Origin of the sequence: Streptomyces sp. NPDC059247 (assembly GCF_042754005.1) — a bacterium.
Lineage (GTDB): Bacteria > Actinomycetota > Actinomycetes > Streptomycetales > Streptomycetaceae > Streptomyces.
The window spans coordinates 342,469-364,401 of record NZ_JBHYZW010000004.1; the positions used below are offsets into that span (position 1 = coordinate 342,469).

Here is a 21,933-nt window from a genome sequence, read left to right on the forward strand (position 1 = left end):
GCCCCTCCCCACAGGAGTCCCTTCATGGCCACGCCCATGCTCACCGGCAGCAAGGCGCCGACGGCCCGCCCACCGGCCGCCCGGCCCCCCCACCTCCTCACCGATCTCACCGCGCTCGTCCGCCCCGGGCAGTGGACGAAGAACCTGGTCGTCGTCCCCCTCGGGCTGCTCGGCGCGCCCCGCCTCGACGCGGGGGCGTTCGGCGGGGCCGCCGCGGCCGTCGCCGTCTTCACGCTCGCCTCCGCCCTGATCTACCTGATCAACGACATCGGCGACCGGGACCGCGACCGGCGGCACCCGGAGAAGCGGCACCGCCCGATCGCCGCCGGACGGGTCGGGGTCGGGACCGCCGTCGTCTTCGCCGCCGTGCTCGCCGCGCTGCTCGCGGCGACGGTCGGCCTGACCGTCCTGAGCGGCACCGCCGCGCTCGTCGACTGGTGGCCGGTGGCCGCGTACGTGGCGCTGAACGCCGCCTACAGCAAGGGGCTCAAGCACGTCCCGCTGCTCGACGTCTTCATCGTCGCGGCCGGTTTCGTGCTGCGGCTCGCGCAGGGCTGCCTGGCCTCGGGCAACCCGGTGCCGAACTGGCTGGCCCTCTGCGTCTTCTCGCTCTGCCTGCTCCTGATCCTGGGCAAGCGGCGCCACGAGATGGCGGTCGGCGGGGTGCTGCACCGGCCCGCGCTGCGCGGCTACACCCTCGGCTTCCTCGACCAGCTGCTCGCCTTCGCCGCGGTCCTCACGGCGGTCAGCTACGTCCTGCACGTGCAGGGCAGCACCGTCTTCGGCCCGCACGGCCCGCTCGTCGCGGTGGCCACCGCCCCGTTCGCGCTCTTCGGACTCGCCCGCTACCTCCAGCTCCTGATGGTCGACTCGGGCGGCGGAAACCCCTCCCGGGCCCTGTTCGGCGACCGGATGACCGTCTTCAACGCCCTGCTCTGGTCGGCCCTGCTCGCCGGTGCGTGGGTACTGTGCCACTTCAGCTCATGACGGTGCCCACCACGACGGACACCGCCGTCGGACCCGCCCCGGACCCCGGGCCCGCCGCCCCCGCCCGGCGCGGCCCCCTCCGCCGGGCCCTGCCCGTCCTCTTCCCCCTCGCCGTCGTCACCGGCATCGGCTTCGCCCTGTACGGCCGGGCCGGTGAACTCGCCGCTCTCGTACTGCGGCCCGGCTCCGTCCCCTATCTGCTCGCGGCGCTCGCCGCGAACGCCCTGGCCGTCCTGTGCTCCCTGGCCACCTGGCGCACCCTCCTCGCCGATCTGGGCCCTCCCGTGCCGGGCCGGACCGCGACCCGTATCTACTTCACCTCCTACCTGGGCAAGTACGTGCCCGGCGCGGTGTGGGGCGTCCTCGCCCAACTGCGGATGGGCGGCGCGGCGGGGGTGCCCGCACCGGTCGTGCTCGCCGTGTTCCTGCTGAACCTGATCGTCGCCGTCCTCACCGGTCTCGCCATCGGCCCGGTCGCGGCGCCCTGGACGATCGGCGCGGAAGCCTGGTGGCTGGTGCTGCCCGGCGCGGTCACCGTCGCCTGGGCCGTACGCCCGGCGCTGCTGCACCGGCTGGCGACGGCCGCCGCCCGGCTGGCCCGGCGGCCCGCGCCCACCGCGCGGGCCAGCGACCGGGGGATGCGGCGGGCCATGGCCTGCGCCACCGCCTCCTGGCTGGCGGGCGGGCTGCACCTGTGGGCGCTCGCCGTGATGCTCGGCGCCCCGCCGCTGACCGCCCTGCCGGTCTGCGTGGGCGGCTTCGCCCTGGCCACGGCCGCCGCGAGCCTCGTGGTGGTGCTGCCGGACGGCTGGGGCGCCCGCGAGGCCCTGCTGCTGCTCGCCCTGACCTCCGTACTGCCCTGGCAGGAGGCGACCGCCGTCGCGGTCGCCAGCCGGGTGGTCTGCACGCTGAGCGAGGTCCTCGTCGGGGGCTCCGCGCTCCTGCTCACCCTGCCCCGCCGGTCGCGTACGTCTCCGTCCGCTCCCTGACCCGAAGGACTCTTCCGATGCCCGAGCTGTACTCCGTCGACGACTGCGAGTCGCTGACGACCAAGCAGGTCCACGGCCTGTACAAGGACCACGTCAACAAGAGCCAGGTCTCCCTGATGACCTCCTTCGGCTTCGGCCAGGAGCTGGCCGAGAGCGCCGAGGGCGTCTGGATCACCCAGCGCGACGGCCGCCGCGTCCTCGACTTCACCGGTGGCGTCGGGGTCCTCAACCACGGCCACAACCACCCCCGGATCCTCGCCGCCCGTCAGCGCTTCCAGGAGCGCCGCGGCATGGAGGTCCACAAGACGTACTTCTCGCCGTACATCGCGGCCCTCGGCCACAACCTGGCGGAGCTGCTGCCCGGCGACCTCACCATGTCGTTCTTCCCCAACTCCGGTGCGGAGGCGGTCGAGGGCGCGGTCAAGCTGGCGTACAAGTACCACGGCGGACGGCGCTCCCAGGTGCTGCGGGCCGACATCTCCTTCCACGGCAAGCTGCTCGGCTCGGGCAGTCTGACCGGCCAGAACCAGTCGACGTTCCAGTTCCCCGGCATCCCCGGAGTGGGGATCTTCCGGTACGGGGACCTGGAGTCGGTCCGGAAGCTGGTCGCCGCACTCCGTACGGAGAAGGGCGAGTCGGACGTCTACGCCCTCCTCATCGAGCCGCTGTCGGCGTCCACGATGAACGAGTGCTCGGAGGAGTTCCTGCGCGGGCTGCGGGAGCTGTGCACGGCCGAGGACATCGTGCTCCTCTTCGACGAGATCTACACCGGCTGGGGCAAGACCGGCAGCCTGTTCCACTTCATGCGGTACGAGGGACTGATCCCCGACATCCTCACCACCTCGAAGTCCTTCGGCGGCGGCAAGTCCTCCATCTCCGCCTTCGTGGCCCGCGAGCCGATCTTCCGCAAGGCGTACGACAACCTCACCGACGCGCTGCTCCAGTCGACGTCCACCACCTACTACGGCTTCGGCGAGGAGGCCGTCACCGCGATCGAGGCGGTCAACATCGCCGTCGAGGACGACTATCCGGCCCGTGCGCGGGCCATCGAACGGATCCTCGCCCCCGGTCTGGAGCGGATCGCCAAGGAGTACCCGGACGTGGTGGCGGAGGTCCGCGGCCACGGCGCGCTGCACGGCGTCTTCCTGCACAAGGGCCCCAAGGTCCTGGAGCTGCTCACCAAGCTGGTGCCGAGCCCGATGGCGAAGGACCCGCGCTTCCGCACCAAGCTCGTCACCTCCTCCGTGGTCAACGCCATGTACCGGGACCACGGCATCTACACGTACTACACGCTCAACGGCGACAACCCGCTGATGGTGGCCCCGTCGCTGGTCGCCGAGCCGGAGGAGATCGAGTTCTTCCTCGACTGCCTCGACAAGACCCTCGCGCAGGGTCTGCCCCGGCTGCTCACCCGTTTCGTCAAGGAGAAGGTGTCGTCGCTGTGGTAGACCGCGTGGTGGTGACCGGCGGTGCCGGCATGTTGGGTTCGACCCTGATCGACCGGCTCCTCGCCGACGGGCGGCAGGTGCACTGCGTGGACCTGCGGGCCCCGCGGACGGAGCACGAGAACCTGACGCACACCGTCTCGGACGTCCGGGACGCCGTCACGATGAAGCGGATCACGGCCGACACGGACGTGGTGGTGCACTGCGCGGCGGCCCTGCCCAGCTATCCGGCCGACACGATCCGCTCGGTGATCGTCGGCGGGACGGAGGCGGTGCTGACCGCCGCCGAGGCGAACGCCGTGCCCCGGGTGGTGCACATCTCCTCGACCGCCGTCTACGGCCTGCCGAAGGTGGTGCCGACGCCGGAGGAGTACCCGCGTGAGCCCGTCGACACGTACAGCGCGGCCAAGGCGGAGGCCGAGGAGGTCGCCGAGCGGTTCCGGGGCCGGGACATGTGCCTGCCGATCCTGCGTCCCAAGACCTTCCTCGGACCCGGCCGCATGGGCCTGTTCGCCATGCTCTTCGAGTGGGCGGAGGAGGGCCGGAACTTCCCCGTCCTCGGCCGGGGGGACGTCCGCACCCAGATGTTCGACGTGGCCGACCTGGTCGACGCCGTCGTGACCGCGATGGACGCACCGGCCGAGCGCGCCGACGACACGTTCAACCTGGGCGCCACCTCGTTCGGCACGATCCGCGAGGACTTCCAGGCCGTCCTGGACGCCGCCGGGCACGGCAAGAAGATCCGCTCGCTGCCCGCGAAGCCCGCGCTCGCCGCCCTCAGCCTGCTCCAGCGCTCCGGCCTCTCCCCGGTCTACGGGCGGCTGCTCCACAAGCTCCTCGACGACAGCTTCGTCTCCACCGACAAGGCGAGGGACGCCCTCGGTTTCCGGCCCGCGCACTCCAACCGGGACGCGATCCTGCGCACCTACGCCTGGTGGCGCGAACACCAGCGCACCGCCCGCCCCGCGAAGAAGGGCGAGGGCGTCACCAGTGTCGAACCGTGGCGGCAGGGAGCCCTCTCCCTCGCCAAGGTCCTCTTCTAGGAGAACCCCCATGTCCCTCCCCCTGGTCTCCGTCATCGTCCCCAACTACAACTACGGCCGGTCGATCGGCCTGTGCGTCGAGGCGGCCCTCCAGCAGACGTACCCGAACGTCGAGGTCATCGTCGTCGACGACTGCTCCACCGACGACTCCGCCGCCGTGGCCGCCGCGGCGGGCGCCCGGGTCGTCTCCACCGGCGTCAACAGCGGGGTCGCCGTCGCCCGCAACCTCGGCGCCGGACTGTCCACGGGCGAGATCCTCGTCTTCCTCGACTCCGACGTCGCGATGCACCCCGACGCGGTCGCCAAGTCCGTCGCGCTCCTCGGCTCCGGCCAGGGGTACGGGGCGATCTGCGGCACCTACGAGCCGGAGCCGCTGATCCGCGACAGCCTGATCGAGGAGTACCGCTCGCTCCAGCAGTACTACCTGCTCCTCAAGTCCGAGGGCGTCATCGACACCGTCCACACCGCGATCCTGGCCATCCCCCGGCAGGTCTTCGACGAGGTGGGACCGTTCAACCCGGCCCTCCGGCACACCGAGGACCAGGACTACGGGCGGCGGATCTCGGAGCGGTACACGGTGCTCAGCTCCCTGGAGGTGGTCGGACGGCACGACCACGACGACACCGTCCGGATCGTGCTGCGCAAGGTCTTCGCCCGTGCCCGGCTCGCCGTGCCGCTCATCCTCGGCAGACGCCACCTCCAGGGCGGCTTCGTCACCGGTCCCCGCGCGGGCGCCAGCCTGGCCGCGCCCCTGACGGTCGCCGCGCTCGCCGCGCCCTTCCTGTGGGGGGCCTGGTGGGCCCTGCTGCCCCTGGCCCTGTTCGTCCTCGGTGTCTGGGGCGACCTGGACATGTACCGGGAGGTGCGGCGGCACCGGGGGCGGCTGTTCCTCTGCTACTTCGTGGCGGTCAACTTCCTGGTGAACCTGACGGTGTTCGCGGCCATCGGGGTCGCCGGGGTCCAGTGGCTGTGCTCGAAGCGGTTCCGGCACCTGTACGACCCCCAGCCGCGCCCCGACCTGGCTCGGGCGGCCACGGGAGCCTCCCGTGGCTGACCTGCTCGCACCGGAGGCCGTACGGGAGCCCACGGCTCCGGCGGCGGCGCCCCGGCCCCGGTTCCGCCGCCGGAACCGGCTGGTCCTGGGCGCGGCCCTCGCCTGGCTGGTGCTGCTGCTCGTGGAGTGGGCGGCGGACGGCCGGATCTGGCTCGGGCACCTGGTGGGCATCGTGCCGCCCGCCGCCTTCGCGCTGATCCCCCTGGGGCTCGCGCTCCTCTCGCCGCTCGCCCGGGGCGCCGCCCGGTGGCGGAGCCTGGCCGCCGCCGCCCTCGCGCTCCTCGTGGGCTTCGGGCAGTCCGGGTTCGACCCGGCGGCGCTGTGGCGGGACCAGCGGGGACCGGGCCCGGACTCCGTGCGGGTCTTCGCCTGGAACACCAACTCGTGGAACCAGCTCCTCGGCACCCAGGACCACTTCTACGCCTTCCTGAAGGGGAAGGACGCGGACGTGTACCTGCTGCACGAGTACCAGCACGTGACCGCCGACCGGAAGGGCCGGCTGCCGATCGACGACCTGGACCGGCTGCGCCGGGAGTTCCCCGGCTACCAGGTCGTGGTCCGGGGCGAGCTGGTGACGCTCTCCCGCTTCCCGGTGGTGGGGCGGCCCGCCGTGGGCCCGGCGCGTGATCTGCCGCCGGACGCCGAGTGGGACCGGGTGTACCGCGAGTCCAAGGTGCTGCGGACGGACCTGCTGGTCAGGGGCCGCACGGTGTCGTTCTACAACGTGCACATGCCGGTGTGGAACAGTATGCCGGACGGTCTGCTGTCGGCCGCGTTCTACCGGCACATGCGCGAACGGTTCGAGCCGCGCCGGGCCCAGTACGAGGCGCTGGAGGCGGACCTCGCGGCCAACCGCAACCCGGTGGTGGTGGCGGGCGACTTCAACGCGACGGCGGCGATGTCGGACCTCGACCCGCTGCGGGAGCGCCTCGACGACGCGGCGGGGGTGAGCACCGACCCGTACCCCACGAGCTGGGAGGAGGGCGGTTGGAAGCCCTTCTGGCGGACCGACTGGGCGTTCACCGGGAACGGGGCGAGGGCCGAGCGGTACGAGTTCAATCCGCCGGAGAAGCTGTCGGACCACGCGGTGCAGGATCTGTGGGTCGCGCTGCCGGGGAACGGGTGAGGGACGTGCCGGCGTACTGCGCGGCAGGCTGGGCGGTGTTCCTCGCCCTGCACCTGGCGCTGAACGGGCGGTGGTGGCCGTGGCTCGCGGTCTCGCTGCTGCCGCCGGTGGTGTTCGCCGCCGTGCCGCTGGCACTGCTCGCCGTCGCCGTCCCGGCGGGCAGTGGCCCGGCGGCCCTGCTCGCCGCCGGATGCCTGCTCGCGGGCTGGTCGCAGAACGGGATCAACTGGCGTGCCCTCGGGCCCCGTCGGGGCTCCGTGGACGGGTTCCGGCTGGTGTCGTGGAACACTCAGCACTGGAACCAGGGCGGCGATCCCGACCGTTTCTACCGCTTCCTGCGCTCGCTGTCGGCGGACGTCTACGTCCTCCAGGAGTATCTGAACGGCTTCGAGGGCGGCGAGGTCTGGGACATCGACGACGAGGAGCAGCTGCGGGCCGCGTTCCCCGGTCATCATCTGGCCGTGGGGAACAACGCGGTGACTCTGTCCCGGTTCCCGGCCGCCGGGCCGCCCGTGCCGGTCGGCGCCTGCTCGCTCCGGGTGGACCTGCGGGTCGGGGAGGGCACGCTGTCCACGTACAACGTGCACATCCCCGTGCAGTTGACCGTGATGAACCCGCTGCGTCCGGCCTTCCTCCGGGACATGCGGCGCCGGTCCGCCGCCCGCGACCGGGAGTACGCGGCGCTCGTCGGCGATCTGCGGGGCAACCCGCACCCGGTCCTGGTGACCGGGGACTTCAACACCAGCGCGGCCATCGGGGACATCCGCAGGATGCCCCGCTCGCTGCGCGACGCGATCGGCGCCTGCCGTTCGGTCCTCCCGGCCAGCTGGAACGCCCGGTCCCGGCTGCGGCTCTGGCGGATCGACTGGGCGTTCACCGGCGGCGGAGCCCGGGTGGGCGCGTACCGCTTCCGGGACGCGGAGGGACTGTCGGACCACCTGGTCCAGGAACTGACCGTGGGCTTCCCCCGGTCCTGACGAGAAGAGGACGAGCGATGGAGTACACGAATCTGGGCGGGCCCGAGGGTCCGCGCGTGAGCACCCTGTGCCTGGGCACCCTGCCGTTCGGCACCCGGATCGACGAGGCCACGGCCTTCGCGGTGCTGGACCGCTTCCACGAGGCGGGCGGCACCTTCATCGACACCGCCAACACCTATGCCTTCTGGGAGCCGGGCGCCACGGGCGCGGAGAGCGAGCTGGTCATCGGGCGCTGGCTGCGCAGCCGGGGCGTACGGGACGAGATGGTGATCGCCACCAAGGTGGGCGCGCTGCCGGACCCGCCGGGTTCGGCCTGGCCGGAGTGCGCGGAGGGCCTGTCGGCCCCGGTGCTGCGGCGCCAGGTCGAGGAGAGCCTGCGGAACCTGGGTACGGACCGCGTCGACCTGTACTACGCGCACATCGACGACCGGGCGACCCCGGTCGCGGAGACCATGGGAGCCTTCGGCGAGCTGGAGGACTCCGGGAAGATCGGGCGGGCGGGCTGTTCCAACTTCGCGGCCTGGCGGATCGAGGCGTCGCGGGGCGCGGCGGTGGCGGCGGAGGTGCCCGACTACGCGGCGGTGCAGCAGCGGTACACGTATCTGCGGCCTCGTCCGGGGGCGGAGTTCGGGGTGAACCCGCACGCGTCGGAGGAGCTGCTCGACTATCTGGGGACGCGTCCGGAGCTGACGTTCACGGCGTACACGGTCCAGTTGACGGGGGCGTACACCGATCCGGGCAAGGAGGTGCCGGAGCAGTACCGGCACGCGGGCTCGGAGCGGCGGCTGAAGGTGCTCGCGGAGGTCGCGGCGGAGCTGGGCGTGACCGCCAACCAGGTGGTGCTCGCCTGGGCGGCGGGCGGTGAGCTGCCGGTCCTGCCGGTGATCGGGGCGAGTTCGACGGCCCAGCTGGACGAGTCGCTGGGTGCGGTGGGGCTGCGGCTCGACGCGGAGCTGAGGAAGCGGCTCGACGATGTCGACTGAGCGGGGTGCCGTGTCGGTGCAGGAGTTCGCGGCGCGCCACCGGGTGTCCTTCGGGGTGGTGTGGCTGCTGGTGCTGCTGCTCGGCGGGGCGACGGCGGTGGCCGGGCTCGGCCGGCTCGACCAGTCGTTCACGGCGTCGGGCGGACCGGGGCACCGGGCGAACCAGGCGGTCCAGGAGCGGTACGGGAACGGGGCGGCCGTCGCCCCGCTGGTGGCCGTCGCGAGCTGGCCCGGGGGCGTGGACGTGCGCGCCTCCGGGGCGGCCGTGAGGTTCGGGGCCGCCGTGGAGCGGGCGGCGGGCCGGGGGGCGCGGACGGTCTCGTTCGCGTCCACCGGTGACGCGGGTTTCCTCGGGGCGGACGGCCGGACCGTGTACGCGCTGGTGTATCCGGGGGCCGGGAAGCCGGACCTGGCGGGGCTCGCCGTCGTCGAGGAGACGGCGGTGGCGCTGCGGGCGGGGCTGCGGGCGGCGCTGCCGGAGGCCGGGGTCGAGGTGACGGGCGTCCTGCCGCTCCAGCACGACAGCGCGCTCGTGGGGCCGGGGCCGGTGGCCCTGGTGGTGAAGGCGGGGTGCGCGGTGGGGTTGCTCCTGCTGTTGTTCCTGGTGTTCCGTTCGCCGCTGGGGGTCCTGGCGCCGCTGCTGCTCGCGGCGGTGACGTCGGTGGGGGCGCTGCTCCTGGTGGAGGCGGCGGCCGGGTTCACCGAGGTCAGTTTTGTCGTGGTGTATCTGGTGCCGGTGACGGCGCTGGTGCTCTCGGTGCACCGGTGGGCGCGGCCCACGGGTCCGGCCGCCGCCCGGTCGGCGGTGGTGGCGGGTGCCGCGGGCGCGGCGGCCTGTGGGGTGCTCGTCCTCTTCCCGGCCGGTTTTCTGCGGTCGGTGGGGCTCGGGGGCCTGGCGGTGTGGGTGGTGGGCACGGCGGTGACGCTGACGCTGGCGCCGGTGCTCGCGTCGATGGGGCGCGGGGCCCCGGCGCGGGGTGCGGCCCCGGGGCGGCCGTGGAGTGCGGTGCCCGTGGGGTCCCCGGCCGTGAGGTCCTCTGCCATGGGTGTCGCGCCGGGCGCGGGCCCGGTGGCCGTCCGGTGGAGGGCGTTCGCCGCCGGTGCGGTCGGGCTGGTCCTGCTCTTCCTGTTCGCGGGGGCCGCCGCGCAGCTGCGGGTGGGCAATCCGGAGGCGCGTTCCCTGGTGGCCGCTGGTCCGGCGCGGGACGGGCTGGACCGGCTCGTGGCGGCCGGGGTGCCGTCGGGGGTGCTCAACCCCTTGGAGGTGCTGGTCCCGGAGGGCGGGGACGCGGCGGCGGTGGCCGAGCGGGCGGCCCGGGTGCCGGGGGTGCTGCTGGCGGCGGCGCCGTCGGCCGGGGAGTGGCGCCGTGGCGGTACGGCGCTCGTGGTGGTGGTCCCGGCCGGGGAGCCGATGACGGCGGCGGGCGCGGCGACGGTGTCGGCGCTGCGGTCGGCGCTCGGCGACGGGCCGGTACTGGTCGGTGGTTCGGGTGTGGTGGACCACGATCTGGTGGACGGGGTGTACTGGCTGCTTCCGTACGCGGTCCCGGCGGCGGCGCTCGCGGCCTTCGGGGTGCTCGCCGCGTTCGGATCGGTCGGTGCCGCCGCCCGCGCGGTGCCGGTGGCGGTGCTGGCCTCGGTCGCCCCGGCGGGTGCGCTGGCGCTCCTGTGGCAGGAGGGTCCGGCGGGGACGGGCGCGGTGACGGGGTGGGTTCCGCTCGTGGTGGGCGGGTTCGCCTTCTGTGTGTCGCTGGACCGTTCGGTGGCGTCGGCGGCGGGCGGTCCGGAACGGGCGGGTCCGGTGGCGGCGGCGGCGGGGGCGCTGGCGGTGCTCGCGGTCGGGGTCGGCCCGCAGGTGGAACTGGCGCTGCTGGTCTCGGGTTTCGCCATGGCCGCGGTCCTCGACGCGCTGTCCGGGCGATGGTCCGTGGGGAAGCCACGCGTACCGGGTCCGGCAACCCTGACTTCCCCCTTATTGGTCTAGACCTAGAACCCCTCCCCCGCTTAGCATCGACGACCGCGATCACTAAGACGACCGATCGCGCGACGGACCGTGACGAGGGGGAGACAAGAATGCTGGAGGCGCTCGGAATACAGGAGTCGACGGAGGACGTCTATCGCCTGCTCCTGGAGCGACCGGACTTCGACGTGACAGAGATGGCGGCCCATCTGGACCGCCCCGAACCCCAGGTCCGCGAGGCGCTCGCCTGCCTCGCGGACCTCAAGCTCGTCCTGATGGACGACTGCTCCGGCGAGGTCGAACCCTTCAACCCCGACATCGGCTTCTCCTTCCTGCTCTCCCGCGCCGAGGCCGAACTGAGCAGGCGCAGACGCCAGGTGGAACAGGCCGGGCGGGCCGTGGCGGGCATCCTCGCCTCGTACACCGACCACACCGAGACCGGCGCCCGGCACGACCTCGTGGACCGCATCACCGGCCTCGACCAGGTCCGCGACCGCCTGGAGGACCTCGCCGCGAACGCCCGTACCGAATGCCTCTCGCTGCTGCCCGGCGGGGCCCAGCTCCCCGACACCATGGACGCGAGCCAGCCGCTCGACCAGCTCGCCCTGGAACGCGGGGTGAAGATCCGGTCGATCTACCAGGAGAGCTTCCGCAACGACCCGCCCACCGCCGAGTACGTCCGCTGGTACTGCGACCTGGGCGGCGAGGCGCGGACCGTGCCCGTGGTCCCGATGCTCATGGTGATCGTGGACCGTGAGGCGGCGCTCGTCCCGGTCGACCCCCAGGACGGCCGCGCGGGCGCCCTGGAGGTCCGCAGTCCCGGTCTGGTGCACGCGCTCGTGGTGCTCTTCGACCGGTTGTGGGAGGCGGGCACCCCCTTCGGCGAGGCCCCCCGCCGCGACGAGCACGCGCTCTCCCCGCAGGAGCGGGAGCTGCTCATGCTGCTGGGGATCGGCTGCACGGACGACATCGCCGCCCGGCGCCTCGGGGTGTCGCTGCGGACCGTGCGCCGGATGAGTTCCGACCTGATGAACCGGCTCGGCGCCCGCAGCCGTTTCGAGGCGGGCGTCCGCGCCAGCAAGGAGGGCTGGCTCTGAACCCCGGCCCCCGTGACGGCCCTTGCCCGGCCCGGGGGCCACCGCACCCGGCCGCCACGGAGTCCCTTCCGTTATACGGACAGGGGTTCCGTGGGGCCGGAGGCGTCCCCTAGATTTCCCCAGCACTTGTCGAGGTGATCAGCGAGGGGACGGAATCGCCATGCCGGAAGAGACACAAGGGAAACAACCGACCATCACCCCCCTGCGGGTGGTGATCGCGCTCTGCCTGATCGCGCCGTTCGTGGCGATGCTCTGGGTGGGGTCCTACGCGAAGACCGAACCCCTGCTCGGGGGCATCCCGTTCTTCTACTGGTACCAGATGCTCTGGGTGATCGTCTCGACCGCGCTCACCATGATCGCGTACAAGCTGTGGCAGAACGACCAGCGCGCCCGCAAGGGGGGTGACGCGCGATGAAGGACGGCGTGAACGGCGTCGCGCTCGCCGTCTTCATCTTCTTCTTCGTGGCCGTCACGGTCATGGGCTTCCTCGCCGCGCGCTGGCGCAAGGCCGAGGACGAGAACAGCCTCGACGAATGGGGCCTGGGCGGGCGCTCGTTCGGCACCTGGGTCACCTGGTTCCTGCTGGGCGGCGACCTCTACACCGCGTACACCTTCGTCGCCGTCCCGGCGGCCATCTACGCGGCGGGCGCGGCCGGTTTCTTCGCCGTCCCGTACACGATCCTGGTCTACCCGCTGATCTTCACCTTCCTGCCGCGCCTCTGGTCGGTCTCGCACAAGCACGGGTACGTCACCACCTCGGACTTCGTGCGCGGACGCTTCGGTTCCAAGGGGCTCTCCCTGGCGGTGGCGGTCACCGGCATCCTCGCCACCATGCCGTACATCGCGCTCCAGCTCGTCGGCATCCAGGCCGTCCTGGACGTGATGGGCCTCGGCGGCGGCGAGACCACCCACTGGTTCGTCAAGGACCTGCCGCTGCTCATCGCCTTCGGCGTCCTCGCCGCGTACACCTACTCCTCCGGGCTGCGCGCCCCCGCGCTGATCGCCTTCGTCAAGGACACCCTGATCTACCTCGTCATCGCGGTGGCGATCATCTACATCCCGATCAAGCTGGGCGGCTTCGACGAGATCTTCGCCAGGGCGGGCGAGGCGTACGCGCAGACCAACCCGGCCACCGACAAGCCGCGCGGCACGCTGGTGCCCGGCGAGGCGGGCCAGTGGACGTACGCGACGCTCGCGCTCGGCTCGGCGCTCGCGCTCTTCATGTACCCGCACTCCATCACGGCGACGCTGTCGTCGAAGAGCCGCGAGGTCATCCGCCGCAACACCACCATCCTGCCGCTGTACTCGCTGATGCTGGGCCTGCTCGCGCTGCTCGGCTTCATGGCCATCGCCGCGGGCATCCAGGTGAAGAACGGCCAGCTCGCCATCCCGCAGCTCTTCGAGACGATGTTCCCCGACTGGTTCGCGGGCGTCGCGTTCGCCGCCATCGGCATCGGCGCGCTCGTCCCGGCCGCGATCATGTCCATCGCCGCCGCCAACCTCTTCACCCGCAACATCTACAAGGACTTCATCAGACCGGACGCGACCCCCGCCCAGGAGACCAAGATCTCCAAGCTGGTCTCCCTCCTGGTCAAGGTCGGCGCCCTCGCCTTCGTCCTCACCATGGACAAGACGGTCGCGATCAACTTCCAGCTGCTCGGCGGCATCTGGATCCTGCAGACCTTCCCGGCCCTGGTCGGCGGCCTGTTCACCCGCTGGTTCCACCGCTGGGCCCTGCTCGGGGGCTGGGCCGTCGGCATGGTCTACGGCACGGTCGCCGCGTACGGCGTCGCCAGCCCCACCCAGAAGCACTTCGGCGGCTCCTCCGCGGAGATACCCGGCATCGGCGAGATCGGCTACATCGGCCTCACCGCCTTCGTCCTCAACCTCCTCGTGACCGTGGTCCTCACCTTCGTCCTCAAGGCCCTCAAGGCCCCCGACGGCGTCGACGAGACCTCCCCGGGCGACTACACGGCCGACGCGGGCGACCGCGGCGTCAAGGACCTCCCGCCGGTCGGCGCCGGAGGCCACTGACCGGAAACCATTGACCGGAGGCCATCGACCGGAAGCAACTGACCGGAAGCCATCGACCGGAGGCCACCGACCCGCCGCCGCGCCCGAGGGGCCCGGGACTCCCGCGAGGGAACCCGGGCCCCTCCCCCGTGCCCCCGGGGAGGCACACTGCCTCCATGGACTTCACGATCAGGGCGGTACGGCCCGAGGAACACGCGGAGCTCGGCGACCTCACCGGGCTGACCTATCTGAACGACGGGCTGCTGCTGCACGGCGAGGACGACTTCTATCTGGACGTGCTCCGCGACACCGCCCGGCGGGCCCGCGAGGCCGAGGTCCTCGTCGCCGTCGACGCCGACGGCCGGATCGTCGGCGGAGTGACCTTCGCCCCCGGCGGCACCCCCTGGGCGGACATCGCCGTCGCGGGCGAGGCCGAGTTCCGGATGCTCGTGGTCGCCCCGGACGCCCGGGGCAGGGGCGTCGGCGAGGCCCTCGTCCGGGCCTGCGCCGACCGGGCGCGGGCCCTCCCCGGATGCGTCCGGCTGGTGCTCTCCACGGCCGACCTCATGGTCTCCGCCCACCGGATCTACGAACGGATGGGCTTCGTCCGCACCCCCGAACGGGACTGGGCGCCGGTCTCCGACCACCTCCTGCGCACCTACGCCCTGGAGTTCTGAGGCCACGGCGCGACACAACATGTGGGGGGTGCCGCAAGCGGCGCCCCCCACATGTATGCTCGTGCTCGCTGTCGACGCAGGGGAATCCGGCGCGAATCCGGAACTGTCCCGCAACGGTGTGCTTCGTACGGATACGACGTCCGCACGACGTGAGTCCGAAGACCTGCCGGCAGTGCGCCCGGTCCGTCCGTTCCGGGTGCCACAGACGTCCGGGCCTCGCGGAATGGGCCGGTGGACGCGGCGCCTCCGGCCTGCCCGGAAAGCCGTCCGCCCGCCTTCCCGCCGCGGCCCCGAGCCGAGCGAGGGAGAGCCCCCACGTGACCATCGCGCCCGCCCATCCGGCGTCCGCCGAGGCTTCCGCGATCGAGAGCGACGCCCCCGGGACCGTACTGCTGCGGACCCTGACCGCCCTCACCGCCGACCTCCCCGACACCGACCCCGGCAAGGTCGCCGCCGCCGCGCTCCGCGGTCGCAGCGCCGCCGCGGACGAGGCGGAGCTGCGCGAGCTGGCCACCGAGGCGGCTGCCGGGCTGATCGCCGAGGACCCCGCGTACTCCCGGCTCGCCGCCCGGCTCCTGACGATCACCATCGCCGACGAGGCCGCCTCCCAGGGTTCCGTCGCCTTCTCCGCGTCCGTGGCCGTCGGCCACCGCGAGGGCCTGATCGCCGACCGCACCGCCGACCTCGTCGCCGCCCACGCCGACCGGCTCGACGCGACGATCGACCCGGCGGGCGACGACCGCTTCGGCTACTTCGGCCTGCGGACCCTCTACTCGCGCTACCTGCTGCGCCACCCGATCACCCGCAAGGTGATCGAGACCCCCCAGCACTTCATGCTGCGCGTGGCCTGCGGTCTCGCCGAGGACGACGGCTCCCGCGCCCTCGACGAGGTCGCGGCCCTCTACGGTCTGATGAGCCGCCTCGACTACCTGCCGTCCTCCCCGACGCTCTTCAACTCCGGCACCCGCCACCCGCAGATGTCCTCCTGCTACCTCCTGGACTCCCCCCAGGACGAGCTGGACTCCATCTACGACCGCTACCACCAGGTGGCGCGGCTCTCCAAGCACGCGGGTGGCATCGGCCTCTCGTACTCCCGCATCCGCGCCCGGGGCTCGCTGATCCGCGGCACCAACGGGCACTCCAACGGCATCGTGCCGTTCCTGAAGACCCTCGACGCCTCCGTCGCCGCCGTGAACCAGGGCGGTCGCCGCAAGGGCGCCGCCGCCGTCTACCTGGAGACCTGGCACGCCGACATCGAGGAGTTCCTGGAGCTCCGCGACAACACCGGCGAGGACCAGCGCCGCACCCACAACCTGAACCTGGCGCACTGGATCCCGGACGAGTTCATGCGCCGGGTCAACGCGGACGCCGAGTGGTCGCTGTTCTCCCCGGCGGACGTGCCCGAGCTGGTCGACCTGTGGGGCGAGGAGTTCGACGCCGCCTACCGCAAGGCCGAGGCGGCGGGCCTGGCCCGCAAGACCATGCCCGCCCGTGACCTGTACGGCCGGATGATGCGGACCCTGGCCCAGACCGGCAACGGCTGGATGACCTTCAAGGACGCCTCGAACCGGACGGCCAACCAGACCGCCCTGCCCGGTCACACCGTCCACTCCTCCAACCTCTGCACGGAGATCCTGGAGGTCACCGACGACGGCGAGACCGCCGTCTGCAACCTCGGCTCGGTCAACCTCGGCTCGTTCGTCGCCGACGGCGGCATCGACTGGGAGCGGCTGGACGCCACCGTCCGCACGGCCGTCACCTTCCTCGACCGGGTCGTCGACATCAACTTCTACCCGACCGAGCAGGCGGGCCGCTCCAACGCCCGCTGGCGGCCGGTGGGCCTGGGCGCGATGGGCCTCCAGGACGTCTTCTTCCAGCTGAAGCTGCCGTTCGACTCCCCCGAGGCCCGCGCGCTCTCCACCCGGATCGCCGAGCGGATCATGCTCGCCGCGTACGAGGCGTCCGCCGACCTCGCCGAGCGCAACGGTCCGGTCCCCGCCTGGGAGGCCACCCGTACCGCCCGGGGCGTGCTGCACCCGGACCACTACGACGTGGAGCTGAACTGGCCGGAGCGCTGGACGGCGCTGCGCGCGCGGATCGCCGCCACCGGGATGCGCAACAGCCTCCTCCTCGCCATCGCGCCGACCGCGACCATCGCGTCGATCGCCGGTGTCTACGAGTGCATCGAGCCGCAGGTCTCCAACCTGTTCAAGCGCGAGACGCTGTCCGGCGAGTTCCTCCAGGTCAACTCGTACCTGGTCACCGAGCTGAAGAAGCTCGGCGTGTGGGACGCGCAGACCCGTGAGGCGCTGCGCGACTCCAACGGCTCGATCGCCGACTTCACCTGGGTCCCGGCCGAGGTGCGCGAGCTGTACCGCACCGCCTGGGAGATCCCGCAGCGCGGTCTGATCGACATGGCCGCCGCCCGGACCCCGTTCCTGGACCAGTCGCAGTCGCTGAACCTGTTCCTGGAGACGCCCACCATCGGCAAGCTGTCGTCGATGTACGCGTACGCCTGGAAGCAGGGTCTGAAGACCACGTACTACCTGCGTTCGCGCCCGGCGACCCGGATCGCCCGCGCCGCCCAGGCGTCGGCCGCCGCCCCGGCCACCATCCCCGTCCAGCAGGCCGCCGACCCCGACGCGGTCGCCTGCTCCCTGGAAAACCCCGAGTCCTGCGAGGCCTGCCAGTGATGAGCACCGACGAACAGAAGAACCTCCTCGACCCGGGCTTCGAGCTGACCCTCCGCCCGATGCGCTACCCCGACTTCTACGAGCGCTACCGGGACGCGATCAAGAACACCTGGACCGTCGAGGAGGTCGACCTCCACTCGGACGTCGCCGACCTCGCCAAGCTCACCCCCGGTGAGCAGCACATGATCGGCCGTCTGGTCGCCTTCTTCGCGACCGGCGACTCGATCGTGTCGAACAACCTGGTCCTGACGCTGTACAAGCACATCAACTCCCCCGAGGCGCGGCTCTACCTCTCGCGCCAGCTCTTCGAGGAGGCCGTGCACGTCCAGTTCTACCTGACCCTCCTGGACACGTACCTGCCCGACCCGGCGGACCGCGCGGCGGCCTTCGACGCGGTGGAAGAGATCCCCTCCATCCGCGAGAAGGCTCAGTTCTGCTTCAAGTGGATGGACTCGGTCGAGAAGATCGACCGGCTGGAGACGGCCGCCGACCGCCGCCGCTTCCTGCTGAACCTGATCTGCTTCGCCGCGTGCATCGAGGGCCTGTTCTTCTACGGCGCCTTCGCGTACGTGTACTGGTTCCGGTCCCGCGGTCTGCTGCACGGCCTGGCCACCGGCACCAACTGGGTGTTCCGCGACGAGACGATGCACATGAACTTCGCCTTCGAGGTCGTGGACACCGTCCGCAAGGAGGAGCCGGAGCTCTTCGACGACGCGCTCCAGCAGCAGGTCACGGACATGCTGAGGGAGGCCGTCGAGGCGGAGCTGCAGTTCGGCCGCGACCTGTGCGGCGAGGGCCTGCCCGGCATGAACACCGAGTCGATGCGCGAGTACCTCCAGTGCGTCGCCGACCAGCGCCTCCAGCGCCTGGGCTTCCCCCCGGTCTACGGCTCCGAGAACCCGTTCGCCTTCATGGAACTCCAGGGCGTCCAGGAACTCACCAACTTCTTCGAACGCCGCCCGTCCGCCTACCAGGTCGCGGTCGAGGGCTCGGTGGACCTGGACGAGGACTTCTAGCCCGGTCCTCGAGATACGTGAAAGGGCCCCGCACTCCGAAGAGCGCGGGGCCTTTCGCGTACCGTCGCGTCACTCCGGTGTGAACGCGTACTGCAGTTCGTAGAGGTGCCCAGCTTTGACCATGACGGTGGCCTCGATGGGGCGTTCGTCGTCGCTGTAGACGACACGGAGCGTTCGGAGCACGGGGAGGTCGCTCGGCAGCTTCAAGGCCTGGTACTGATCCTGGGTGGGGACGCGCGCCGATACCCGGTCGACGCTGAGCCGGGGCGGGAAACCCAGACCGGCGAGAAGTGTCGGGGTGCCGCCCTTGATCTTGCGCTTCTCCATGAGAGGCGTGGAGCGGGCGATGTCCAAGGGGTAATAGGACATGACGAGTTCGGCGGGCTCGTCGTCGATCGAGAGCACCTGGCGGCGCAGCAGTGCCGTTCCGCCGTTCTCCAGGCCCAGGACTGCGGAGACGTCGGCGGGCGGCCTCGCCTCGGCCACCTCCAGCAGGGTGCTCTGCGGACGTGCGCCGAGCAGCGCCGCTTCGGTGAGCCATCGGTACGGTTCCCCGGCGGCGACCGGGGCCATGAAGGCGGAAGGGCGTACGGTCCGCTGGCGGTGTTCCCTGACGGTGACCGCCGCCCCGGCGCGGCCGACGACCAGTTGTTCGTCCTTGAGGAGCTGCAGCGCCTTCTGCACGGTGGCGTTGGACGCGTCGAACCGGGCCTTGAGGTGCACGGTGGACGGCAGCTTGGCTCCGGGTGCGAGGTCTCCGCTCATGATCTCGTCGCGCAGGTCGGCGGCGATCCGCTGGTGCAGCGAGCGCCGGTCTTCAATGTCGGGCACGGTCATCCGATCGTGGTCTCGTAGCGGAGTCGCTGCCGGTGCGCGGGCATGGTCATCATGTCGGCCTGGACGGGCCTGTCCCGGCTGTCGTACGTCACTCTCGCCAGGTTGATGACCGGCTCGTCGCGTCCCATGCGCAGCGCTTCCCGCTCGTCGGCGTCCGGCATCCGCGCGGTCACGTCCTCGCGCACGCGCACACCGGTGTGCCCGAGTGCGGCGAGCAGCGCGACGGCGCCTCCCCGGATCTTGCGCGTCTCGGCGAGCCCGGTGCCGCGCGCGATGTCCGCGGGGTAGTAGGTGTCGGTCAACTCGCAGGGGTGTCCGTCGAGTTCGATGACCCTGCGTCGCACGACGACCGGCGCTCCGTCAGCCACACCGAGTAGCGCGGCGACGGCCTCCGGGGCGGGCACCTCACCGGCGTGGACGATGCGCTGACTCCCGACGCCGCCCCGGGCGGCAGCCTCCGCGGCCCAGGCATCGGAACGCCCCTCGCCGTCCTGCGGCGTCAGGTACGGCAGGGAGGTGCTGACCCAGGTCCTCGTACGCATGACGTCCTCCTGTGCGACTACCTGTTCGACCTTACTGCTTTACACGTTAAGTGATGTGCCCCGGAAGTCCACCTCATCCACCTTGCTGCTTTTCGCGAATAGCGATAAGGTTTTGTTGATCGTACAGCCCAGGATCAAGGCGGTGGTCACCATGGCTCTGTCATGGCAACGGCGTTTCCCTCGTGCGCGCAGTTCCGTCCCGGCGGCGAGAGCCTTCGCGCTTGAGGCTCTGGCGCAGTGGGGAGTCACTGATCGTCGGGACGAGATCCATCTCTGCGTCTCCGAACTCGCTACGAATGCTCTGACACACGGTGTCCCGGCCGGGCGTGAGTTCTCCCTGAGACTGGTGAGGGACGAGCTGACGATCCGCGTCGAAGTGCGCGACAGCGGTGGAGGGCATCCACGGGTCATGCGGGCGGAAACGGACGACTGCGGTGGTCGGGGGCTTCGTCTGGTGACGGCCCTGGCCGATGACTTCGGTGTGGACGAGCATGTCGTCGGCAAGACCGTCTGGAGCAGCTTCAAGGTCGCTCCGGCACTCGATGCCCGTCCCGGCGAGAGCCCAGAAATCTCCGAGGTCCCGGGACTTGCCGACGCTGCGGCCGACCTCACGGGCCGGGGCGAGTTCCGGGGCCACGTCGTCCAGGAACCGCGCTGACGGCGCGGGCCGTCCTGGTACGTGAAAGGGCCCCGCCCTCCGAAGAGTGCGGGGCCCCTTTCACGTACCGCGAGGAGATCAGGCGTTCGGGACCGTCTCGTAGCGCGGGGTGCCCTCTTCCATCTGGCGGAGGGCGTCCTTGCGGTCGCGCTTGGAGAGGCGGTCGATGTACAGGTAGCCGTACAGGTGGTCCGTCTCGTGCTGGAGGCAGCGGGCGAAGTAGCCGGTGCCCCGGACCTTGATCGGGTTGCCCTGGGCGTCCTGGCCGTGGACCTCCGCGTGGTCCGGGCGGGCCAGCTCCGCGTAGGCGGTCGGGACCGAGAGGCAGCCCTCGTTGGACTCGTCCAGGACGCGCAGCTCCGCCGGGAGCTCCTGGAGGACCGGGTTGATCACGACGCCGGTGTGCCGGACGCCCTCGTCGTCGGGGCAGTCGTAGACGAAGACCTTGAGGTCCACGCCGATCTGGTTCGCGGCCAGGCCCACGCCCTCGGCGGCCTTCTGGCTGGCGAACATGTCGTCGATCAGCGCGGCCAGCGAGTCGTCGAACTCGGTGACGTCCTTGCACTCCTTGTGCAGCACCGGGTTCCCGACCACCGTGATCGGGCGGGCCGTGCCGCGCTCGCGGTGGGCGAGCTCACGCGCCTCGCAGTCCTCCGTGTCCACGACGTAGCCGTCGTTGATCAGCGTCTGCTCGTCCGTCTCCTGCTGCGCCATGTCCGGCCGCGCCCTTCTGAAAACCCGATTCCGTCGGAGGACAGCCTACGGGCCCGGCGGCGGACGCTCAGCAGACCTCTTCGAGATCCCGCCATTCACGGCTGTCGGGACTGTCCGCGGCCCAGCCGTCGAGGAGTCCCCGCACCAGGCCCGGCGGGGCCGCGATGCCGCACTCGCGCTCCGGCACCCACAGCTCGCCCGGCGAGCGGTGGCCCAGCGGCCCGGGGTGCCCCGGCTCGCTGTGGTCGTGCGGGTCGGAGTGCTCGCCCTCGCCCTCGGCGCTCGGCATCGTCGACTCCGAGCAGGCGCGGCAGAGCAGCCGCACCGAGGACGACCAGTCCTCGGCGGCGAAGCCCGCCTCCGCGGCCAGCAGCTCCAGGGCGTCCCGGTCGGCCTCGGTGGCCGCCTCCAGGAGCACCACCCAGGTGGGCACGGGCGACGGCGCCCACAGCTCGATCTCGTCGAAGACCGGATAGGAGGGGCCCGCGACGGTGGTCCGCTCGCCGTGCGGCACCCCGTCGTGCAGGACGACCTCGCCCCAGCGGCGCCCGGACGACGGCAGCGGGATGGACAGGACCTCGATCCGGGCCGGGTCGAGCCTGCGGCCCCACACGACCTCCGCCTCGCCCTCCGGCGAGAGCCGGACGGCGGCGCTGCCCAGCTCCATCCCGGCGGGCTCCCCGGTGCCCGCGGCGGCGCCCGGCACCTTCAGCCCGTACGCCTGCCAGGCGCGGCGGGCCAGCGGCCAGTCCTGGAGCGCGGTCGCCGCGATCCCCACGTTCCACCAGTCCGGGGCGCCGCTCTCCTTGTCGAGGAGGGCGACCGCGCGGAGCCCGGCGGCCCGCGCCTGCTCCCAGTCGTGCCGGAACTTGTGCAGCAGCGCCAGGTTGAACCAGGACTCGGAGAGCCAGGGCTCCAGATCCGCCGCGCGGGTGAGCAGCGCTCCCGCGTCCTCGTACCGGCCGTCGCCGATCAGCGTGAACGCGCGGTCGGTGGCCTGCCGCCATGAGGCGGAGGGCCGATGCCGTACCTTCCCGAAGATCTTCACGATTCCCGCCTGCCGGTCGCTTCACCCTCTTGTTCGCATCCAACCATGCCCGGTCGGACGCGCGCTCATTACCC

At 71.8% G+C, this 21,933-nt stretch carries 20 protein-coding genes and 1 riboswitch; of the genes, 16 read left to right on the top strand and 4 right to left on the bottom strand.

Annotated features, from left to right (window positions below):
- Positions 1-24: 24 nt before the first annotated feature.
- The 15 genes from ACFXGN_RS11420 (at position 25) to ACFXGN_RS11490 (ending at position 18,060) form a co-directional block, all read left to right on the top strand.
- The gene (locus ACFXGN_RS11420; RefSeq protein WP_384856572.1) at positions 25-987 is read left to right on the top strand and encodes a UbiA prenyltransferase family protein; all 963 of its coding nucleotides are present in this window, start codon (positions 25-27) and stop codon (positions 985-987) included.
- Positions 984-1,976 (top strand): lysylphosphatidylglycerol synthase domain-containing protein, encoded by a 993-nt coding sequence (locus tag ACFXGN_RS11425; protein WP_384856574.1) that lies wholly within the window; start codon positions 984-986, stop codon positions 1,974-1,976. Before ACFXGN_RS11420 ends, ACFXGN_RS11425 begins: the two co-directional genes overlap by 4 nt.
- Before the next feature lie 17 nt (positions 1,977-1,993).
- The gene (locus tag ACFXGN_RS11430; protein ID WP_384856577.1) at positions 1,994-3,424 is read left to right on the top strand and encodes an aspartate aminotransferase family protein; all 1,431 of its coding nucleotides are present in this window, start codon (positions 1,994-1,996) and stop codon (positions 3,422-3,424) included.
- Complete coding sequence (locus tag ACFXGN_RS11435; protein ID WP_384856580.1) at positions 3,418-4,464, top strand: NAD-dependent epimerase/dehydratase family protein; 1,047 nt, start codon at positions 3,418-3,420, stop codon at positions 4,462-4,464. The genes ACFXGN_RS11430 and ACFXGN_RS11435 overlap by 7 nt, the downstream gene beginning before the upstream one ends.
- Positions 4,465-4,474: 10 nt before the next feature.
- On the top strand, positions 4,475-5,518 hold the full coding sequence (locus ACFXGN_RS11440) for a glycosyltransferase family 2 protein (RefSeq protein ID WP_384856582.1): 1,044 nt from the start codon (positions 4,475-4,477) through the stop codon (positions 5,516-5,518).
- Complete coding sequence (locus ACFXGN_RS11445) at positions 5,511-6,644, top strand: endonuclease/exonuclease/phosphatase family protein (protein WP_384856584.1); 1,134 nt, start codon at positions 5,511-5,513, stop codon at positions 6,642-6,644. The genes ACFXGN_RS11440 and ACFXGN_RS11445 overlap by 8 nt, the downstream gene beginning before the upstream one ends.
- The gene (locus ACFXGN_RS11450) at positions 6,641-7,621 is read left to right on the top strand and encodes an endonuclease/exonuclease/phosphatase family protein (protein ID WP_384856587.1); all 981 of its coding nucleotides are present in this window, start codon (positions 6,641-6,643) and stop codon (positions 7,619-7,621) included. Before ACFXGN_RS11445 ends, ACFXGN_RS11450 begins: the two co-directional genes overlap by 4 nt.
- 17 nt (positions 7,622-7,638) lie before the next feature.
- Positions 7,639-8,604: an aldo/keto reductase gene (locus ACFXGN_RS11455; protein WP_384856590.1), complete on the top strand. Its 966-nt coding sequence runs from the start codon at positions 7,639-7,641 to the stop codon at positions 8,602-8,604.
- Complete coding sequence (locus ACFXGN_RS11460; RefSeq protein ID WP_384856593.1) at positions 8,594-10,588, top strand: hypothetical protein; 1,995 nt, start codon at positions 8,594-8,596, stop codon at positions 10,586-10,588. Before ACFXGN_RS11455 ends, ACFXGN_RS11460 begins: the two co-directional genes overlap by 11 nt.
- Positions 10,589-10,677: 89 nt before the next feature.
- Complete coding sequence (locus ACFXGN_RS11465; protein WP_384856595.1) at positions 10,678-11,661, top strand: LuxR C-terminal-related transcriptional regulator; 984 nt, start codon at positions 10,678-10,680, stop codon at positions 11,659-11,661.
- Positions 11,662-11,821: 160 nt separating this feature from the next.
- Positions 11,822-12,076, top strand: a complete 255-nt coding sequence (locus ACFXGN_RS11470) for a DUF3311 domain-containing protein (RefSeq protein WP_384856598.1) — start codon at positions 11,822-11,824, stop codon at positions 12,074-12,076.
- Positions 12,073-13,695 carry a monocarboxylate uptake permease MctP gene (gene mctP, locus ACFXGN_RS11475; RefSeq protein WP_384856601.1) on the top strand — a complete coding sequence of 541 codons (1,623 nt, stop codon included), beginning with the start codon at positions 12,073-12,075 and terminating at the stop codon, positions 13,693-13,695. The genes ACFXGN_RS11470 and mctP overlap by 4 nt, the downstream gene beginning before the upstream one ends.
- Positions 13,696-13,850: 155 nt before the next feature.
- Entirely contained in the window at positions 13,851-14,351 is a 501-nt protein-coding gene (locus tag ACFXGN_RS11480; protein ID WP_384856604.1) for a GNAT family N-acetyltransferase, read from the top strand.
- A 48-nt stretch (positions 14,352-14,399) separates the two neighbouring features.
- A riboswitch (cobalamin riboswitch) is annotated at positions 14,400-14,537 on the top strand.
- 131 nt (positions 14,538-14,668) lie between these two features.
- Positions 14,669-17,044, top strand: a complete 2,376-nt coding sequence (locus tag ACFXGN_RS11485) for a ribonucleoside-diphosphate reductase subunit alpha (protein ID WP_384856606.1) — start codon at positions 14,669-14,671, stop codon at positions 17,042-17,044.
- Positions 17,044-18,060: a ribonucleotide-diphosphate reductase subunit beta gene (locus ACFXGN_RS11490; RefSeq protein WP_384856609.1), complete on the top strand. Its 1,017-nt coding sequence runs from the start codon at positions 17,044-17,046 to the stop codon at positions 18,058-18,060. Before ACFXGN_RS11485 ends, ACFXGN_RS11490 begins: the two co-directional genes overlap by 1 nt.
- A gap of 69 nt (positions 18,061-18,129) precedes the next feature.
- Here the strand turns inward: ACFXGN_RS11490 and ACFXGN_RS11495 are convergent, their stop codons facing one another.
- Together ACFXGN_RS11495 and ACFXGN_RS11500 are read right to left on the bottom strand one after the other, a co-directional pair.
- Entirely contained in the window at positions 18,130-18,897 is a 768-nt protein-coding gene (locus ACFXGN_RS11495) for a GntR family transcriptional regulator (protein WP_384856611.1), read from the bottom strand.
- Positions 18,894-19,439, bottom strand: a complete 546-nt coding sequence (locus ACFXGN_RS11500; RefSeq protein WP_384856612.1) for a GntR family transcriptional regulator — start codon at positions 19,437-19,439, stop codon at positions 18,894-18,896. The genes ACFXGN_RS11495 and ACFXGN_RS11500 overlap by 4 nt, the downstream gene beginning before the upstream one ends.
- A 151-nt stretch (positions 19,440-19,590) precedes the next feature.
- Here ACFXGN_RS11500 and ACFXGN_RS11505 point away from each other — a divergent pair, with 151 nt between their 5' ends.
- Positions 19,591-20,097: an ATP-binding protein gene (locus ACFXGN_RS11505; RefSeq protein ID WP_384856847.1), complete on the top strand. Its 507-nt coding sequence runs from the start codon at positions 19,591-19,593 to the stop codon at positions 20,095-20,097.
- A 78-nt stretch (positions 20,098-20,175) separates the two neighbouring features.
- Here the strand turns inward: ACFXGN_RS11505 and def are convergent, their stop codons facing one another.
- Together def and ACFXGN_RS11515 are read right to left on the bottom strand one after the other, a co-directional pair.
- The gene (def, locus tag ACFXGN_RS11510) at positions 20,176-20,811 is read right to left on the bottom strand and encodes a peptide deformylase (RefSeq protein ID WP_384856615.1); all 636 of its coding nucleotides are present in this window, start codon (positions 20,809-20,811) and stop codon (positions 20,176-20,178) included.
- 67 nt (positions 20,812-20,878) lie between these two features.
- Positions 20,879-21,859 carry a tetratricopeptide repeat protein gene (locus ACFXGN_RS11515; RefSeq protein WP_384856616.1) on the bottom strand — a complete coding sequence of 327 codons (981 nt, stop codon included), beginning with the start codon at positions 21,857-21,859 and terminating at the stop codon, positions 20,879-20,881.
- Between the last annotated feature and the right edge of the window lie 74 nt (positions 21,860-21,933).

Excerpts from the sequence above, each read along its gene's own strand:
- ACFXGN_RS11420 (WP_384856572.1), top strand. The coding sequence starts at position 25 with ATGGCCACGCCCATGCTCACCGGCAGCAAGGCGCCGACGGCCCGCCCA.
- ACFXGN_RS11425 (WP_384856574.1), top strand. The coding sequence starts at position 984 with ATGACGGTGCCCACCACGACGGACACCGCCGTCGGACCCGCCCCGGAC.
- ACFXGN_RS11430 (WP_384856577.1), top strand. The coding sequence starts at position 1,994 with ATGCCCGAGCTGTACTCCGTCGACGACTGCGAGTCGCTGACGACCAAG.
- ACFXGN_RS11440 (WP_384856582.1), top strand. The coding sequence starts at position 4,475 with ATGTCCCTCCCCCTGGTCTCCGTCATCGTCCCCAACTACAACTACGGC.
- ACFXGN_RS11455 (WP_384856590.1), top strand. The coding sequence starts at position 7,639 with ATGGAGTACACGAATCTGGGCGGGCCCGAGGGTCCGCGCGTGAGCACC.
- ACFXGN_RS11460 (WP_384856593.1), top strand. The coding sequence starts at position 8,594 with ATGTCGACTGAGCGGGGTGCCGTGTCGGTGCAGGAGTTCGCGGCGCGC.
- ACFXGN_RS11465 (WP_384856595.1), top strand. The coding sequence starts at position 10,678 with ATGCTGGAGGCGCTCGGAATACAGGAGTCGACGGAGGACGTCTATCGC.
- ACFXGN_RS11470 (WP_384856598.1), top strand. The coding sequence starts at position 11,822 with ATGCCGGAAGAGACACAAGGGAAACAACCGACCATCACCCCCCTGCGG.
- mctP (WP_384856601.1), top strand. The coding sequence starts at position 12,073 with ATGAAGGACGGCGTGAACGGCGTCGCGCTCGCCGTCTTCATCTTCTTC.
- ACFXGN_RS11480 (WP_384856604.1), top strand. The coding sequence starts at position 13,851 with ATGGACTTCACGATCAGGGCGGTACGGCCCGAGGAACACGCGGAGCTC.
- ACFXGN_RS11490 (WP_384856609.1), top strand. The coding sequence starts at position 17,044 with ATGAGCACCGACGAACAGAAGAACCTCCTCGACCCGGGCTTCGAGCTG.
- ACFXGN_RS11495 (WP_384856611.1), bottom strand. The coding sequence starts at position 18,897 with ATGACCGTGCCCGACATTGAAGACCGGCGCTCGCTGCACCAGCGGATC.
- ACFXGN_RS11500 (WP_384856612.1), bottom strand. The coding sequence starts at position 19,439 with ATGCGTACGAGGACCTGGGTCAGCACCTCCCTGCCGTACCTGACGCCG.
- ACFXGN_RS11505 (WP_384856847.1), top strand. The coding sequence starts at position 19,591 with ATGGCTCTGTCATGGCAACGGCGTTTCCCTCGTGCGCGCAGTTCCGTC.
- def (WP_384856615.1), bottom strand. The coding sequence starts at position 20,811 with ATGGCGCAGCAGGAGACGGACGAGCAGACGCTGATCAACGACGGCTAC.